Genomic DNA, 14,915 nt, shown 5'->3' with positions numbered 1-14,915 from the left:
GCCCGTTCTTACCAAGGACGGCGCGTTTCACACTCCCAAAAGGAACAGATATGAAACCCCTACCCATTGCGTCGGATGACAGGAAGTTCATTGCCAGCAATGCGCAAAAGCTGCCGCCTGAACAAGCAGTTTTTCCAGAGCTTCACCGCAAGACACTTGTGACAGATACACCGACTGCAATTGTGTATTGCGAAGGAAACTTCGCAAAGATCGATGGCAAGACGGCTAATGGTCTCGTTCGACATTCACAGGCCTATCGCGTTCTTTCGGTGATCGACAGCACGTATGGCGGTTGTGACAGTGGCAAAGTGCTTGATAATATCGCAAATCAGGTTCCCATCTTCGATGATCTTGATGCCGCCGTCGCTAATGAAGCTACGATCCCCGACACGTTTATTTACGGAATGGCACCGGCCAGCGGCAGAATGTCCCTTGAGGATCGCGAAGTTGTTGTGGATGCGATAACGCTCGGAATGAACATCGTCAGTGGGCTGCATGAATTTCTTAGCGATGACAAAGAGCTCGCCGGATTTGCCAAAATTCACGATGTCACGATACGCGACATTCGCAAGCCGCGGCCCAATCCCGACCTGCGCCTGTTAGATGGCAGTATTGGAGACGTCCAGGCGATCCGCATCGCGGTGTTCGGCACCGATTGTGCAATTGGAAAGCGTACAACCGCGACAATCCTGACAAGTGCCCTTAACGCGCATGGGATCAAAACAGTTTTGGTCGGCACCGGCCAGACAGGATTGATGCAGGGCGCCAAGTATGGTGTCGCGATGGATTCGGTACCGCCGCAATTTTGTTGCGGCGAACTTGAGCGCGCTGTTGTTGCTGCATCTGAAGGTGAGAGCCCGGATGTCATAGTGATCGAGGGTCAAGGCGCGCTCAGCCATCCGGCTTTTTGCACGTCAGCATTCATTCTGCGAGGCAGTCAGCCACATGCGGTAATTCTTCAGCACGCGCCCAAGCGAAAACGTCGATGTGATTTCCCCAGCATGACTATGCCGGATCCTTGCGACGAAATCACCCTGATCGAGGCTTTTGCAGACACAGAAGTGATTGGCATGACGATCAACCATGAAGGAATGAATGAAGTTGAGATTTCTAAGGCTATCACAGATTATAACTGCAAATTGTACCTCCCGGTCACTGACGCACTGAAACGTCCATCATCAAACTTGGTGAAGATGGTTCTTTCTGCCTTTCCGCGCTTGCAACCCGTACGTGCTACGACGATTGAATGAGCAAGCTGCGTATCGACGTTGATCTGGACAAAATTCGGTACAACACACGGTTCCTGGTCGACCACCTTAGACCCCGCGGAATTACGGTGACAGGTGTGACAAAAGCCGTTTGCGGTCATCCTGAGATTGCGAATGCCATGCTTGAAGGTGGCGCGACAGGGCTGGCGGACGCGCGGATCAGCAATATCATGCGTATGCGCGATGCTGGAATCTCGTGCTCTATATCCTTGATCCGAACGCCCATGCTGAGCCAGGTCGCGCAAGTCCTTGATAACTGCGATGTCAGCTTCAACACTGAGATGGACATTATCGCCAGCCTGGCCATTGAGGCGCTGGGGAAGAACATTACTCACAATATTATCCTGATGGTGGAAATGGGGGATATGCGGGATGGCATCTTGCCTGAACACCTTGAAAGCACTGTGTCTCAAATTCTTAGAATGGAAGGGATTTCTCTGAAGGGGATTGGCGCAAATTTTGCCTGTCTGGGTCATGTGGCACCCTCTGCAGGAGCAATGGAATTGCTTTCGTCGCTTGCCGCCGACACCGAACTTGCAAGTGGACCCGCTCTGGAAACAGTGTCAGGCGGCGGCTCTGCCAGTTTGCCATGGGCGCTTGGCAAGGGGGCGACCGGAAAGATCAACAACCTGCGTCTGGGTGAGGCCATCCTGCTGGGTACCGATCCCGTTTCGGGGTACGTGATCGACGGGCTTTACACAGATGTTTTTACGCTTTGGGCGGAAGTGATCGAAACGAAGACCAAATCAAATCCAAATCCCTTGCAAATGGTTTATCCTATACCTTCAATGCAGTGTGTGACTTTAGACAGTCCTTCGAATACTCGGTCGATCCTTGCGATTGGACTCCAGGACACTGATGCGGCGGGTCTAATATTCCCTGCTGGCGTCACGTTCGTCGGAGCCACCAGTGATCATATCGTTGTTGAAACCACCAATTGTCTGCTTCGCCTTGGTGGCGAGGTGAAGCTGAAATTGAACTATAGTGCGCTCTCGCGCGGCATGGCTGCACCCGATGTAGCAAAAGTCTTCCATGGTGATGGCGCATTGGTTGACTGCACCGCAGCGAACACTGATCGCCCATATTCGAAGCGAAAGTAGCGCGCCAGGGTTGCCGCCGCCTCGGTTCTGCTTCAGCCACCCGTCTTATTCTACGGCTTTACGTAGTAAATGAGGCCTCCAATCCCTATATTGGTGGTAGCCGCATTCACTTTTCACACCCTATCTGGGCTCGTGGGTGTTGCGGACAATCAAAGGATCAAATTGATGTCTTTCAAAGACCTGACAACCAGAGCGGCTGCCGCACTGAAGGAAAACGATGCGGACGCGCCGAAAAAAGAAGTTACGTCTGAAGCGCCTGACGTCGTCCCCGAAAAACCAAAGCCTAAACCTCAAAACTGATAATACCCTGCCGGGAGTGGGTGGCTTGTTCTTGTCTGCATCTCCGAGCGAGCAGTATCAGCAAAGGAGAACTACCCAAATGAACCAGATAATCAGCAAGACAATCGCAGTCTTTTCCAGGCCGTTTACTTTCCCTGGCTTCGACGAATTACTCCCGGCAGGCGAATACGACATAGAAACTGAGCTTTCCGCACCACCAGATTATTCGGACCCAGAAGCCTGGAAGGCCTCGGTGTTAATCTGTCTGCATCCACGGAAATCTCACCCTGGTCTGGCGCGTACCTTGACCGTTTCTCTTACTGATTTGGAGAGAGCCCGCGCAAAGGATAAATTGTCTTCAAAGCAGTTGTCGCAGTTCTTGCTCGACCAACTTTTGGCCGATCCCATGGTGCAATTGATTATGGAAGCGGATGGCGTTTCAGAGACTCAACTTCGGCACCTCTACTCGGAGTCGCTCATCTCTGAGGCAGACGACATATCATCAGATCAACGAGCCCTACCGCGAGGATGCGGAAACGGTTCTCGGTATACTTTCGCTGTCCAAGCTGCTGAGAACGAAGGAATGCCGGTTCGTCCTACTAAAACCCCTCGGATTACAGGCCGTCCCATTGGACAGACTGAAATGGGCAGTTCCTTCAATCTCAAGGCTTAGGGCTCGGAACTTTCTTTTCCAGTCGCTGTATAAACCAAAACAGAAATCGAGGCTAAGAACTGATGGAAGACTCCGACGACGAAGCAGATACGATCATGGCTCGCGCCCACAATGACGTGCCGCAAGAACGCCCGTGTCTTCGTTGCAGAACTCCATTCTGGAGCGAAGGGTTCGGAGAGCGGATTTGTCGACGCTGCAAGGGGTTGAACGCATGGCGAAATGGCGTATCGGAAAGCCTTGGGCTAGCTCGGCGTCGCTGATAAACTGACGACAGTCTGACCAGCTTTTCTGATCATATCTCATTTTATCTTATTGGTGCTGACCCAGCCCACTGATCCGGGTCTTTTAACGTGGCATCCGATAGTTGATCTGAGCTGAAGACGAAGCGTACGCGCCGTTTGGATTCGAACCGTTTTTCTGCGTATTGATATGGGCTGAAGCCGCCGCATGCAGACGCTTGACCCTCTGCCCAGAGAATCTCGCTAATGACGTGTTCAAATGCATCCATTTCTCAGCAACTCCATCGACCGACTTTCTGTAGATTTATGGTTTTCTTTGTCTTGCCCAATTGATTGCAGGCGTACCGAATGTCAGCAAGGTCCTGCGACTTGTGAATTGCCCGGTCCATCTTCGCTGCAACGAGCATCAATGACCGGTTTTCCCGCCACGTAGCAGCGCCCGAAACTGCGCGATTGCAGCGATTTTTATGCTGCGAGCGCATGCAGCGAGAAATCCGAATTCACAGTCTGGGCTCGCAACTGACCTTCTCTGCGCACACCATGAATGGCCGTTCCGGCGCTAGCGTACTATATCGCCCCCAGCCTTAAGCGACCCCACAAACTCAATCAATGGCTCAAAATCAAACCCATCAGCAGCCCGAAGTGCCGCGATGTAACGTGTGCGGTGGTCACTGTCCGCAGTCAGTGTCCCACTGCCTGACCAGTCGAGGAATATGTCCTGATCAATCGTGGCTAGGTAGGCATCCGCCATGATCCTTGCCCAGCGTCCGTTGCCGTTTGCAAAGGGATGTACCCAGACCAGCTTGTGGTGGAAACGTGCAATGGCTTCGAGCGGCTCGTAGGTGCCGTTCTCGCGCCAGTATCGGGCATCGTCGAGGCAGGTGCGTATCTCGGTCGAAATGTGCCAGACTTGCACGCCGATGTTCTTCTCGGTCAGACGGTAGATGCCAGCCCAATCCCAGACCTGGCCGAACAATCGCTTGTGAACCTCACGGGCAGCATCGTCGGTAAGGATGTCGTAGGACTTGCGTCGCCGATCTAACCAGGTCAGCCCCTCGATGATGTTCTCTCCCTCCAGCTCGTTCAACTCTCCGCGCGAGGTGATGTGCTTGGCCTTGAGGCCAAGCAACTCGTCCGGTGTCAGTGGTGTTGCGCCGGTGGGTTCGTGCAGTTCCAAGGTCACTTCCAGAAATCCCTCGGCATCTCACGTGCGATTTCTCTCGCAAGCTCTTCGATCATCTCTTCCTGGCTACGCAGGCCTTCGATCTGCTCCTCCAAAGCCATGTGCGCGCGGGTGCGTTGTATGATGCGTTTGGCCTTCTTGCGAGCCTGAGCCATGACGATCTCCTCGACCGCTCCTTTGCGCGGAATGATCGCGTAGACCAGTTTGCCGCCCATCGCCTCAGCCATCTTGTCCAGCTGGTTAAGGGAGATTGTTCCAGCTTTTTCCTTCTGAATAGAGCTGTAGACACTGTTCCTGGACACGCCGAGCCGCTCCGCTAGCGCCGGTGCGCTCATGCCGATGGCTTCCTGGAAGGTCGCGATCCAGCCCCCAAGTGGCTTGGCGAAGGCCTGAGCCATCTGTCTAGCCTGATTGATCTTGTCTTCGGCTTGCCTTCGTTTTGCGCGTGTGACGGACATCTGCCAACCTATGGTTTTGCATATTGGACTTTATCGTAATACCATAGTATGGCACAAATTATAAATATGCAATACCATAGTATGGCAATCCTGAAGGAGCACATTCAAAACCGGAGCCGCTCAAACTCGTTGATGTGCTGGGAAGGTTGAGCAGCAATCACGCAGTTTCCACGAGGAAAAATTGCTGTCCAACGGCAATTTCCTTCGCATCAATATCCAACTCCTTGATCGGATAACCTTTATCGCCCCACCAACGGATATTTCGCATGTAGCCATTTCCAGCGACGTCCACAAACAAGCAGCGGATGTTCTGGTAGTCGCCCCAGACACCCGCTACGGCAACAAGCGAAACCCCTTCTGGAAGGCAGGCCACCTTTTCAAAACCGCGATAGTCGATGCCATAGCCGCAGGCCTGATGGTAGCTCATGGTGAAGTGGTCGTGTGCAAAACTCATTGGATTCCCTTCCTCGCTAAAGTTCCAGGCCATGGTTGCGGCCTCGTTCGATCTGCAATTCCTTCAGCTCTGTTTCAGCCTCTCTTCGGCGGCTTTCGCTAAGGTCAAGCTCTCGCTCAACTGCGCGTCCAGCGCGTTGTAGGTGGCCTCTTCGCTCAGCAATCCACGCAACGCCTGCATTGACGCGATCTGCGAGCGTATGAGCAACGTCGCGCAGGCCGCGATACCATCCAACTGGGCTTGCAGCCTCTTCGTCGAGCGCGCCTCTAACCCGCTCAATTCCTGCGCTGAGGTTTCGCAGGCCGTCACCAACCGCTCGACGCAGGCGAGCAAGTCGCGTTCCAAGGCTGTCAGGGGCGTTGTCATTCATCTCTCCTCGATCTTGATGCAAATGACCGGTGCCCCGGCCAGCGTGCAGGTCTTCAGCTCGGTCTGGTCGGGGTCCAGCGTCAGCCAGGTCTGTTCCCCCTGGTCGATCCGCGTCAGGCCCAGTTCCGTCAGCTCCGAACGTGTCAGCAGAACCATCCAAAACCAGCTTGCGGCCATCATCGAGGCGATCCCCGTCACGATCAGCCCTGAGATCACCAAAGGAGAGATCGTCAGCCAGCGCCTGATCTGCTCGGTCCGTGTCTCGAACAAGCTCCTGCTCTCGTTCAGGAAGTGGCGCGTATCGCTCTCGATGGTACGCCGCGCGTCGCTCACAATGGCTGTCAAATCGGTTCTGAAGCTCTCCAGCTGGGATGCCATCGAGGCGGCGTAGTCCTGGCGTATCGTGTCCAGCTCCGCGTTCAGTTTCTCGCTCAGCCGGGTCGGCTTGCCAGTCTTCATGAAAAATCTCTCCTTTCAGGCGCCAGCGTTCGCCGGACTCGGGGTCTTGGGCGGTCAGGTAGGATTTGCCCGCACGAGGTAGGTCGAAGCCCGCGTCGGTGAGCGCCTCGATCATGCTTGCACGATCCTCGATCAGACCCATGGAAATCTGATCGAGGATCCACGCATGCAGTTCGTCGCGGCCTTGGGCGCGGTTCGGAGCTTCGATGGTGTCACGCACCTCTTGGGCGCGCTCCAGTTCCATCGGATCGGCCCAGCCGTGGCGTTGGTTCATCAGGTCGCGCAGGCTGTCATAGGCGTCTTGGTAGCCTGGCGGAGCGATGTTCAGGCTACGCCCGGTGGTCAGCTCCAGGCGCGGGGTGCAGAAATGCAGCTCAACGCGGTCCTCGTGGCTGTGGCGGACCCAGAGCATGTCATATTGCTCACCGTCCAACCCAGCGAAGGCCAGCTGCTCGAAGGCGTCCATGACCTCGGCCTGCTGCGCCTCGCTGGGGGCGTCCTCGGCTGCAAAGCTGATCACGCCCGCACGGTAAGTCCACTGGTGGGGGCTGGCGTCGATCAGCGCCTCGGTGCGGCTTGGGTCGCCGCGCAGCACCTCGGGCAAGGGATCGCGCACCACGGTCAGGGGGTGGTCATCGGCATCGCGGATCAGGTCGCGATTGCCGTCATAGGCCAGCACGCGCTCGGCCACGAGGTAGCCGACCGGTCCCGCGCCCGCGCCCTTGCCGTTGGGGAAGAACTTGTTCAACACCGCCGCGCCTTTTCAAGAAGCTGGTCGAGCTGCCGTTCGATCAACAGCAGGCGGCGCGCGACGGTCAGGCTGTCGAGGTCGGTGCGACCCACCAGCATGGCGCGGTTCAGCCATCTCGCGATCTGGTTGAGGTTGCCACCGACGCGCCCGACCGCCAGCACCAGGGCCGGATCGACGCGCGGCACGGGCTTGCGGCGGCGCGCCTCGGTAAGGCCAAGCGCCTCGCGCAGGAGCGTCGCGGCGGGCAGGCCAGCAGCCTCGGCCTTGGAGCGCAGATCGGCCTTCTCGGTCGCCGTGCAACGGAAGACGAAGGTCTCCGTCAGCGGCTCTTTTGCGCGGGCTTTTCCCGCGCCGGTGGGGTTCGAAGGGGAGGCTTGCCGCCCCTCGCAAGGTCCCGTGTCATCCGCGCCAGCGTATGACACGGGTCGCCTTGCTGTTTGCTCAGACCGCATGGCAGTGCTCCGCGTTTTCTGACGTCTCGCGGATCAAATCTCTGAGCAATTGGAGCTGGTCCTGCCACTCAGCGCTGCCCAACGGGGCCGGTGTTCTCGCTGGAAGCCAGAAGCCCAGATGATGTTCATGCGGTGACAGGGGAAGGCTGCGTTCCAGCGTGGTCATACCTTCCCTGGCCAGCCTCTCGTTCCAGTCCCGGACAAAGCAGATGCCCCTCGGGACGAAGACCAGGTGCTGGCCATCCGGGGCTCGTTTTGAGCGTGTTCCGCCGGATTGCCCTTCATCGGGCAAATCCGGCGCGGACGCGCGCCCTCGTTCTATTCTAAGTTCTTGTTCTCTGTTCGGGGGGCGATCCTGTCCCCCTTTGCCGGACAGTTCTGTCCCGCTTTGCGGACAGGATTGTCCCCCTTTGGCACGGCTTAGCGGGACAACCTTGTCCCCCTCCCGGCGGCGTTCGGTGGCTCGTTTCATGGCCGCTTCGGTCGGACGGTAGCGAGAGGAATTGCCCTTATTGGTCCCGCGTTCGACGGTCATGTAACTCGCCGCCTCGACCTTGTTCAGCGCTCGCTTGACCGACTTGGCGTGTTTGCCGATAGCCGTGCCAATGGTCTCAAATGACGGACGGCTCTCGCCGGTTTCATGATCGGCATGGGCAAGCGCTAAGTAGAGCGCCACGCGCAAGGCGTTGTCGTCCAGCTCGTGGTCGGTGACCATTTCCAGAAGGTATTGCAGCTTGATCTTGCAGAAAGGGAGAACCTCAGACATCGGCCCCTCCAGCGATTGCGATCACGTCCGCGATTTGGTATCCATTCAGTGCAAACTTTTCGATTTGGCCGTTGACACGGGTGCCAGCCCGGTCAGCGGCCTTTCGGTTTCTGAGGTGGCTGGACTCACCGAAACCCGCATCAAAAGCCGCATAATCCGGATCAAATCCGGACAGACCCTTAACAAGGGTCATGACAAAACGGACTAAGTATCTGGAATTATTGGTCGGAGTGGCGAGATTCGAACTCACGACCCCTGCCTCCCGAAGACAGTGCTCTACCAGGCTGAGCTACACTCCGACCGTGGCGGCGGGTCTATACGCGTGGGTTGGGATGCGCAAGGGGGATTCTTGAGGGCGAAATTGGAAAAGTCCTGGCGCGTTCTGCTGAGTTGGGATGAATGCACTATTGCAGTATCTCGGTTCTATACAGGCGAATTTTCGTGCCGCCGTGATCGACGAACGGACCAGTCGGCAGAAAAGGCAGGCGCGTCGCGCGGGCGAGGGCAGGGGCGCTGGTGATTACACCGACGCGCCAACCCTGGAAGCGGTTCGTCAGCGTTTTGCCAAGGCTGCCGTATAGCGACCGCAGACGTTTTTCGTCACCGATCCGTGCACCGTATGGTGGGTTCACGATGACCAAACCAGCGGGGCCGGGGGGTGGTTTGATATCGCTGACTGAACGATGCTGAAATCGGGTGTGCTCCGCCACACCAGCCTGTTCGGCGTTGGCAGAGGCGGCCTCGACAGCGCCTGTGTTTCGGTCGGAGCCGTAGAACTGAAGGGGGCTTTCGGATGGGTGGCACGCGCTCCGCATTGCCTGCCAGGCCGCTTTGTCGAACCCGGATAGCTGTTCGAAAGCGAAGGATCGCGAACGTCCCGGCGCCAGCCCAAGGGCGATCTCGGCGGCTTCAATCACAAAGGTGCCCGAGCCGCACATAGGATCGAGAACTGGCTCCGTCCCCTCGAACCCGCATTCGCGCAGGAACATAGCGGCCATGGTCTCGCGCATGGGGGCTTTGGCGGCAGCGGTTTTGTGGCCGCGCTTGTGCAGCGGCTCGCCTGAACTGTCGATCGAAAGCGTGCAGAGATCCCTTTCGATGCGCAGTAGAACACGCAGATCGGCCTCGGGAGTAATCGCTGCGCCCAAGGTGTCAGAGATCGCGACCTCAATGCGCTGGCGCGCAGCCCCGGCATGGTAAATGCGAGACTTGCGACTGGTGGCTTCGACCTTGACGGGAACGTCGGGGCGCAGAAAGTCCGACCAGGGAAACTTGCGCGCGCGTTTGTCCAGTTGGGCCAGATGGACGGCAGGAAAGCTGCCGATGCGCACCAGGACCTTGTTGGCACCGCGCAGGACAAGATTGGCCCGCCAGACCTCGGACCAGTCGCCCGTACAGCTTACGCCGCCGGGCACGATACGCGCGCCTGCGAATCCGTGCTGCGTGGCCTCGGCGCAGAGCGGGGTTTCGAGGCCCGGTGTTGCCACCAGGAAGATATCAAAGTCTTGGGTCATGCTCATTTTTGTTGCTTACACCGGATGCGGCAGAGGTGCGACCGGCAAAATATCGGTGTGTTAGCGCCAATATGAACATTCGATTAAGACAAAGTGACAAACAATAGATAATTTCGAGCCTAACGGGTTTGCGTTTCTGGTCGTCGGCGCGTAAAGGACCGACATCAGACACACGCCTGCGGATTCCGACCAGCAAATAGGTCTTTGCGACCCGGTCGGTCTATCATCCGCGCTATCAGATGCCTCTTCCAATTGGGCTATGATAGCTGGCGCAGGAGAGAGGCTTGGAAGACAGTAGCGAGATGCAAACTTTCAAACTGAAAAAAGGGCTGGAATTGCCGATTGAGGGTGCCCCGGATCAAACGATCCAGCCAGGGCCGGAATTCACCCAGGTTGCGGCTTTGGGCGGCGACTATTTGGGGTTGAAGCCCCGCATGCTGGTGCAGGAAGGCGACGAGGTGCAGCGTGGTACCCCGCTATTCTGCCACAAGGACGTCCCCGAGGCGATGATGGTTGCCCCGATGACCGGCAAGGTCATTCAAATTAACCGGGGTGCGCGCCGCGTTTTGCAAAGCGTTGTGATTGAAATCTCCGACCCGAATGACGCGGGCGTCGATTTTTCGGGCGTAGGCAATGGCGACACGGCCGAGGGCGTGGCAGAAAAACTCTGCGCCGCCGGTCTTTGGACGGCGTTCCGCACAAGGCCCTATTCGAAGATGCCGGCCCCTGGCACCAAACCGGCGGCGATCTTTGTAACAGCGATGGATAGCGAGCCGCTAGCCGCTGATGCCGCAGTGATCATCGCTGATGCAGGAGAAGCCTTTGCCGCCGGTCTTGCGGCAGTAGCCAAGCTGTCGGATGGCAAGACCTACCTGTGCCACAAGGATGGCGACGCAATCCCCGGCGCAGAGTTTGCCGGAGTGGAAGCGGCGGCCTTCGCAGGTCCGCATCCTGCCGGTCTGGCGGGTACTCACATCCATTTCCTGGAGCCGCTCGCAGGCGACAAACAGGTTTGGACCATCGGATATCAGGACGTCATCGCAATTGGTCGCCTGATGCAGTCGGGCCATCTGGACCCGAATATCGTGATCGCTCTGTCCGGACCGGGCGCACGTCAGCCGCGTTTGATCCGCACCGCAATGGGTGCGTCGACAGATGAGCTGACGAAGGATGAGATCAACTTGGACGGAACACCCCGGATTATTTCGGGCTCGGTTCTGTCGGGCACGCAGGCCGAAGGGCCGACCGCCTATCTGGGCCGGTTCGCGCGTCAGATCACCATCATCCGGGAAGACCACGATCAGATTCCGATGGGCTGGATTCGTCCGATGCCGTCGAAATACTCGGTCCAACCGGTTTTGGGTTCGGCATTGTCCAACAAACTATATAATCTGACCAGCAACCTGAATGGTGGCCGTCGCGCGATGGTACCAACAGGCGTGTTCGAACGGCTGATGCCGCAGGACTACCTGCCCACGCAGCTGCTTCGGGCCTTGCTGGTTATGGACACCGATACCGCTCAGGCACTGGGCGCACTGGAGCTGGACGAAGAGGATCTGGGCCTTGTCGGCTTTGCCTGTCCAGCGAAATATGAATATGGGCTGGCGCTTCGCGACTGCCTCGCCAAGATTGAAAAGGAGGGCTGATCCAAATGGGTTTGCGCAGCTTCTTTGATCGGATCGAGCCAAACTTTACCAAGGGCGGCAAGTACGAGAAGTACTTCCCCATCTACGAGATGGTGGAAAGCTTCATCTACACTCCGAAAACTGTAACAACCGCCGCGCCGCATGCTCGGTCGTATATCGACATGAAGCGGATCATGACCTACGTCGTGATCGCGACGATCCCCTGTATCCTGTGGGGGATGTACAATACCGGCTATCAGGCGAACTCGGCCATTGCCCTGCTGGGGCCTGAATCGGCCACCGGCTGGCGGATTGCTCTGCTGCAGATGTTTGGTATCTCGCTGGACCCGTCCAGCGTCTTTGCCAATGTGATGCACGGGCTCACTTATTTTCTGCCGATCTACATCGTGACACTTGTCGCGGGTGGTATCTTTGAGGTCATTTTTGCCACCGTGCGCGGCCATGAAGTAAACGAGGGTTTCCTTGTTACTTCAATGCTTTATACGCTGATCATGCCCGCAACCGTGCCTCTTTGGCAAGTGGCCTTGGGCATCATCTTCGGCGTCGTGATCGGGAAAGAAGTCTTTGGCGGCACCGGCAAGAACTTCCTGAACCCGGCTCTGGTTGGTCGTGCGTTCCTGTATTTCGCCTATCCGGCGAGCATGTCCGGTGACACGGTCTGGACACCGGTTGACGGCTTCTCGGGCGCAACCGCGCTGTCCGTCTCCGCGTCGCAGGGCTTCCAGGCGTTGGCGGCTGATGGCATCACCTGGTGGAACGCGTTCTTCGGCTCGATCCAGGGCAGTTTTGGTGAAACCTCAACGCTGGCCTGTATGATCGGTCTGGCCTTCTTGCTCGCCACGCGGATCGCCAACTACCGCCTGATTGTCGGCTGTCTGGCCGGTACGATCGGCTTTACCTTGCTGCTGAACCTCATTGGTTCGGACACAAACCCAATGTTCGCGATGCCTTGGTACTGGCATGTGGTCATTGGTGGGTATGCCTTCGGTCTGGCCTTCATGGTGACCGAGCCTGTTTCGGCCAGCCACACCAACATGGGTCGCTACATCTATGGCGCGCTGATCGGTATCATGGTTGTGATGATCCGTGTCATCAACCCGGCTTTCCCCGAAGGCATGATGCTGGCCATTCTGTTCGGCAACGTCTTTGCTCCGCTGATCGACTACTTCGTCGTCCAAGCCAACATCAAACGGAGGGCGCGTCGCCATGTCTGATACGCAATCCCCAGATCAAAACGAGGCACCTAAAGGCGCAATTGCCAAGTTTCTGGCAGCCTCGCCGGACTCTGTCGGCAAGACGATTATCATCGCGGTTGCTGTCTGTCTGGTCGCCTCGATGGTCGTGTCCGCAGCCGCCGTTAGCTTGCGCCCGGTGCAGGAGACCAACCGCCTGAAGGATAAGCAGGTCAACGTTTTGCAGGTGGCGGGCGTTTATGAGCCCGGCATCGACGTGACCGAAGCTTTCGCAGCGTTTGAACCTCATGTGCTGGAGTTGGCGACCGGTGAGTTTGTCGACGATCGGTTTGATCCGGCCACATTCGACGATATCGCCGCCGCTAGCGACCCTGAACTGAGCGTCGCGCTGGATGATGACCCGGCGGGCATTGGCCGCAAGTCGAAATACCGCGTGATCTATCTGCTGCGTGACGATGCAGGTGATCTGGACAAGGTGATCCTGCCGCTGCATGGATACGGTCTGTGGTCCACGCTTTACGGCTTTATCGCGTTGGAGAACAACGGCAACGACATCTACGGGCTGCAATTCTATCAGCACGGTGAGACTCCCGGCCTTGGGGCCGAGGTGGACAACCCACGCTGGAAGGCGCTGTGGAACGGTAAGAAGCTGCGTGACGATAATGGTGATCTGCAAATCACCGTGTCGAAATCCCAACCGGCCGCCGGACCCGACTTCTACATCGACGCGCTGGCTGGGGCGACCCTGACCTCGGTCGGTGTCGATAACCTGGTGAAATTCTGGATGGGCGATGCGGGCTACGCACCGTTTCTGGCCAAACTGCAAGCAGGAGAGCTCTGATGTCCCAGACCAAGAAAGAGATGCTGGTCGACCCGCTTGTCGACAATAACCCGATTACCTTGCAGGTGCTGGGCATTTGTTCGGCGCTGGCAGTGACCTCGTCGCTGCAGGTGTCGATGGTGATGGCGCTGGCGGTTATCTTCGTGACCTCGTTCTCGTCCTTCTTCATCTCATGCCTGCGCAACCAGATTCCTGGCTCGATCCGGATCATCGTGCAGATGGTGATCATCGCCTCGCTGGTTATCCTGGTGGACCAGATCCTCAAGGCGTATGCGTTTGAGATCTCGAAAACCCTGTCGGTTTTCGTTGGCCTGATCATCACCAACTGTATCGTGATGGGCCGCGCCGAGGCGTTTGCGATGAAGAACCCTCCGGTTGCGTCCTTTATCGACGGCATGGGCAACGGTATGGGCTACGGCCTGATCCTGCTGCTGGTCGGCTTCATTCGTGAGCTGTTCGGTGCCGGGTCGCTATTCGGTGTCACCATTCTGGAGACGGTCAACAACGGTGGTTGGTACGTACCCAACGGCATGCTGCTGCTGCCCCCGTCGGCGTTCTTCATCATCGGTCTGATCATCTGGGCCTTCCGCACATGGAAGCCGAACCAAGTGGAAGAACGTGAATACAAAATTCAGCAGGTAGAGGCCCACTGATGGAAGGTCTGATCTCACTGGCCGTAAAGGCCATCTTTGTCGAAAACCTTGCGCTCAGCTTCTTTCTGGGGATGTGTACTTTCATCGCCGTGTCGAAGAAGATCTCGACCGCGCTGGGTCTGGGGATATCGGTCATGGTCGTGCAGGCCATCACCGTTCCTGCCAACAACCTGCTGCTGAACTATTTGCTCAAGCCGGGTGCGCTGTCCTGGGCCGGGTTCCCGAATGTGGACCTAACCTTCCTTGGCCTAATCTCGTATATCGGTGTGATTGCGGCGATGGTTCAAATCCTCGAGATGGTTTTGGATAAGTATTTCCCACCGCTCTACAACGCGCTGGGGATCTTCCTGCCGCTTATCACGGTTAACTGCGCGATCCTGGGTGGTTCGCTGTTCATGGTGGAACGGGACTACAACTTTGCCGAGGCAACCACTTATGGCCTGTCATCGGGCTTTGGTTGGGCACTGGCGATCACCGCAATGGCGGGCGTTCGCGAAAAGCTGAAATACTCGGACATTCCCGACGGCCTGCAAGGTCTGGGGATCACCTTCATCACCGCGGGTTTGATGGCGATGGCCTTCATGTCCTTCTCGGGCGTGAAACTGTAAGGAGGGCAG

Annotated in this window: 17 protein-coding genes and 1 tRNA gene; 9 read left to right on the top strand and 9 right to left on the bottom strand. The window is 57.2% G+C overall.

Annotated elements, in window-relative coordinates; translation table 11 throughout:
• Nucleotides 1–50: 50 nt before the first annotated feature.
• From ACR0B5_RS16040 to ACR0B5_RS16025, 4 genes are all read left to right on the top strand, one after another.
• Nucleotides 51–1,250, top strand: coding sequence for an N-acetyltransferase DgcN family protein (locus ACR0B5_RS16040; RefSeq protein ID WP_480541741.1), 1,200 nt, complete (start codon nucleotides 51–53; stop codon nucleotides 1,248–1,250).
• Complete coding sequence (locus tag ACR0B5_RS16035; RefSeq protein WP_170738356.1) at nucleotides 1,247–2,368, top strand: alanine/ornithine racemase family PLP-dependent enzyme; 1,122 nt, start codon at nucleotides 1,247–1,249, stop codon at nucleotides 2,366–2,368. The genes ACR0B5_RS16040 and ACR0B5_RS16035 overlap by 4 nt, the downstream gene beginning before the upstream one ends.
• A gap of 165 nt (nucleotides 2,369–2,533) precedes the next feature.
• A complete protein-coding gene (locus tag ACR0B5_RS16030; RefSeq protein ID WP_256367863.1) occupies nucleotides 2,534–2,668 on the top strand; it encodes a hypothetical protein in 135 nt (44 codons plus the stop codon).
• Between the two features lie 79 nt (nucleotides 2,669–2,747).
• Complete coding sequence (locus tag ACR0B5_RS16025; RefSeq protein ID WP_170738357.1) at nucleotides 2,748–3,320, top strand: hypothetical protein; 573 nt, start codon at nucleotides 2,748–2,750, stop codon at nucleotides 3,318–3,320.
• A gap of 798 nt (nucleotides 3,321–4,118) precedes the next feature.
• Here ACR0B5_RS16025 and ACR0B5_RS16020 read toward each other — a convergent pair.
• The 9 genes from ACR0B5_RS16020 to ACR0B5_RS15980 all read right to left on the bottom strand — a co-directional run bounded on the left by ACR0B5_RS16020 (nucleotide 4,119) and on the right by ACR0B5_RS15980 (nucleotide 9,971).
• Complete coding sequence (locus ACR0B5_RS16020; protein ID WP_353392171.1) at nucleotides 4,119–4,742, bottom strand: mobile mystery protein B; 624 nt, start codon at nucleotides 4,740–4,742, stop codon at nucleotides 4,119–4,121.
• Nucleotides 4,739–5,200 (bottom strand): mobile mystery protein A, encoded by a 462-nt coding sequence (locus ACR0B5_RS16015; protein WP_170815858.1) that lies wholly within the window; start codon nucleotides 5,198–5,200, stop codon nucleotides 4,739–4,741. The genes ACR0B5_RS16020 and ACR0B5_RS16015 overlap by 4 nt, the downstream gene beginning before the upstream one ends.
• A gap of 157 nt (nucleotides 5,201–5,357) precedes the next feature.
• Nucleotides 5,358–5,687, bottom strand: coding sequence for a hypothetical protein (locus ACR0B5_RS16010; RefSeq protein ID WP_353392172.1), 330 nt, complete (start codon nucleotides 5,685–5,687; stop codon nucleotides 5,358–5,360).
• A complete protein-coding gene (locus ACR0B5_RS16005) occupies nucleotides 5,671–7,233 on the bottom strand; it encodes a relaxase family protein (RefSeq protein WP_480541738.1) in 1,563 nt (520 codons plus the stop codon). The genes ACR0B5_RS16010 and ACR0B5_RS16005 overlap by 17 nt, the downstream gene beginning before the upstream one ends.
• Nucleotides 7,227–7,655 carry a plasmid mobilization protein gene (locus tag ACR0B5_RS16000; protein ID WP_480541736.1) on the bottom strand — a complete coding sequence of 143 codons (429 nt, stop codon included), beginning with the start codon at nucleotides 7,653–7,655 and terminating at the stop codon, nucleotides 7,227–7,229. The genes ACR0B5_RS16005 and ACR0B5_RS16000 overlap by 7 nt, the downstream gene beginning before the upstream one ends.
• Nucleotides 7,656–7,674: 19 nt before the next feature.
• A complete protein-coding gene (locus tag ACR0B5_RS15995; protein ID WP_170815860.1) occupies nucleotides 7,675–8,451 on the bottom strand; it encodes a helix-turn-helix domain-containing protein in 777 nt (258 codons plus the stop codon).
• On the bottom strand, nucleotides 8,444–8,644 hold the full coding sequence (locus ACR0B5_RS15990) for a hypothetical protein (RefSeq protein ID WP_170815861.1): 201 nt from the start codon (nucleotides 8,642–8,644) through the stop codon (nucleotides 8,444–8,446). Before ACR0B5_RS15990 ends, ACR0B5_RS15995 begins: the two co-directional genes overlap by 8 nt.
• A 29-nt stretch (nucleotides 8,645–8,673) precedes the next feature.
• Nucleotides 8,674–8,750 (bottom strand) — tRNA-Pro (locus ACR0B5_RS15985).
• Nucleotides 8,751–8,855: 105 nt separating this feature from the next.
• Nucleotides 8,856–9,971 carry a THUMP domain-containing class I SAM-dependent RNA methyltransferase gene (locus ACR0B5_RS15980; protein WP_480541733.1) on the bottom strand — a complete coding sequence of 372 codons (1,116 nt, stop codon included), beginning with the start codon at nucleotides 9,969–9,971 and terminating at the stop codon, nucleotides 8,856–8,858.
• 296 nt (nucleotides 9,972–10,267) lie between these two features.
• Here ACR0B5_RS15980 and ACR0B5_RS15975 point away from each other — a divergent pair, with 296 nt between their 5' ends.
• From ACR0B5_RS15975 to nqrE, 5 genes are read left to right on the top strand one after another with little or no spacing between them, the layout of a single operon-like run.
• Entirely contained in the window at nucleotides 10,268–11,611 is a 1,344-nt protein-coding gene (locus ACR0B5_RS15975) for a Na(+)-translocating NADH-quinone reductase subunit A (protein WP_480541731.1), read from the top strand.
• A gap of 5 nt (nucleotides 11,612–11,616) precedes the next feature.
• The gene (locus ACR0B5_RS15970; protein ID WP_480541729.1) at nucleotides 11,617–12,825 is read left to right on the top strand and encodes an NADH:ubiquinone reductase (Na(+)-transporting) subunit B; all 1,209 of its coding nucleotides are present in this window, start codon (nucleotides 11,617–11,619) and stop codon (nucleotides 12,823–12,825) included.
• Nucleotides 12,818–13,645 (top strand): Na(+)-translocating NADH-quinone reductase subunit C, encoded by an 828-nt coding sequence (locus ACR0B5_RS15965; protein ID WP_480541727.1) that lies wholly within the window; start codon nucleotides 12,818–12,820, stop codon nucleotides 13,643–13,645. Before ACR0B5_RS15970 ends, ACR0B5_RS15965 begins: the two co-directional genes overlap by 8 nt.
• Nucleotides 13,645–14,298: an NADH:ubiquinone reductase (Na(+)-transporting) subunit D gene (locus ACR0B5_RS15960; RefSeq protein WP_152460184.1), complete on the top strand. Its 654-nt coding sequence runs from the start codon at nucleotides 13,645–13,647 to the stop codon at nucleotides 14,296–14,298. Before ACR0B5_RS15965 ends, ACR0B5_RS15960 begins: the two co-directional genes overlap by 1 nt.
• On the top strand, nucleotides 14,298–14,906 hold the full coding sequence (gene nqrE / locus ACR0B5_RS15955; RefSeq protein ID WP_170377273.1) for an NADH:ubiquinone reductase (Na(+)-transporting) subunit E: 609 nt from the start codon (nucleotides 14,298–14,300) through the stop codon (nucleotides 14,904–14,906). The genes ACR0B5_RS15960 and nqrE overlap by 1 nt, the downstream gene beginning before the upstream one ends.
• Nucleotides 14,907–14,915 lie beyond the last annotated feature (9 nt).

This window comes from Ruegeria sp. AG1, from assembly GCF_056541705.1.
The sequence above is the reverse complement of the archived record's forward strand: the minus strand, read 5'-3'. Positions and strand labels throughout refer to the sequence as shown.

Excerpts from the sequence above, each read along its gene's own strand:
- ACR0B5_RS16040 (WP_480541741.1), top strand. The coding sequence starts at position 51 with ATGAAACCCCTACCCATTGCGTCGGATGACAGGAAGTTCATTGCCAGC.
- ACR0B5_RS16035 (WP_170738356.1), top strand. The coding sequence starts at position 1,247 with ATGAGCAAGCTGCGTATCGACGTTGATCTGGACAAAATTCGGTACAAC.
- ACR0B5_RS16030 (WP_256367863.1), top strand. The coding sequence starts at position 2,534 with ATGTCTTTCAAAGACCTGACAACCAGAGCGGCTGCCGCACTGAAGGAA.
- ACR0B5_RS16025 (WP_170738357.1), top strand. The coding sequence starts at position 2,748 with ATGAACCAGATAATCAGCAAGACAATCGCAGTCTTTTCCAGGCCGTTT.
- ACR0B5_RS16015 (WP_170815858.1), bottom strand. The coding sequence starts at position 5,200 with ATGTCCGTCACACGCGCAAAACGAAGGCAAGCCGAAGACAAGATCAAT.
- ACR0B5_RS16010 (WP_353392172.1), bottom strand. The coding sequence starts at position 5,687 with ATGGCCTGGAACTTTAGCGAGGAAGGGAATCCAATGAGTTTTGCACAC.
- ACR0B5_RS15995 (WP_170815860.1), bottom strand. The coding sequence starts at position 8,451 with ATGTCTGAGGTTCTCCCTTTCTGCAAGATCAAGCTGCAATACCTTCTG.
- ACR0B5_RS15990 (WP_170815861.1), bottom strand. The coding sequence starts at position 8,644 with ATGACCCTTGTTAAGGGTCTGTCCGGATTTGATCCGGATTATGCGGCT.
- ACR0B5_RS15980 (WP_480541733.1), bottom strand. The coding sequence starts at position 9,971 with ATGAGCATGACCCAAGACTTTGATATCTTCCTGGTGGCAACACCGGGC.
- ACR0B5_RS15975 (WP_480541731.1), top strand. The coding sequence starts at position 10,268 with ATGCAAACTTTCAAACTGAAAAAAGGGCTGGAATTGCCGATTGAGGGT.
- ACR0B5_RS15970 (WP_480541729.1), top strand. The coding sequence starts at position 11,617 with ATGGGTTTGCGCAGCTTCTTTGATCGGATCGAGCCAAACTTTACCAAG.
- ACR0B5_RS15965 (WP_480541727.1), top strand. The coding sequence starts at position 12,818 with ATGTCTGATACGCAATCCCCAGATCAAAACGAGGCACCTAAAGGCGCA.
- ACR0B5_RS15960 (WP_152460184.1), top strand. The coding sequence starts at position 13,645 with ATGTCCCAGACCAAGAAAGAGATGCTGGTCGACCCGCTTGTCGACAAT.
- nqrE (WP_170377273.1), top strand. The coding sequence starts at position 14,298 with ATGGAAGGTCTGATCTCACTGGCCGTAAAGGCCATCTTTGTCGAAAAC.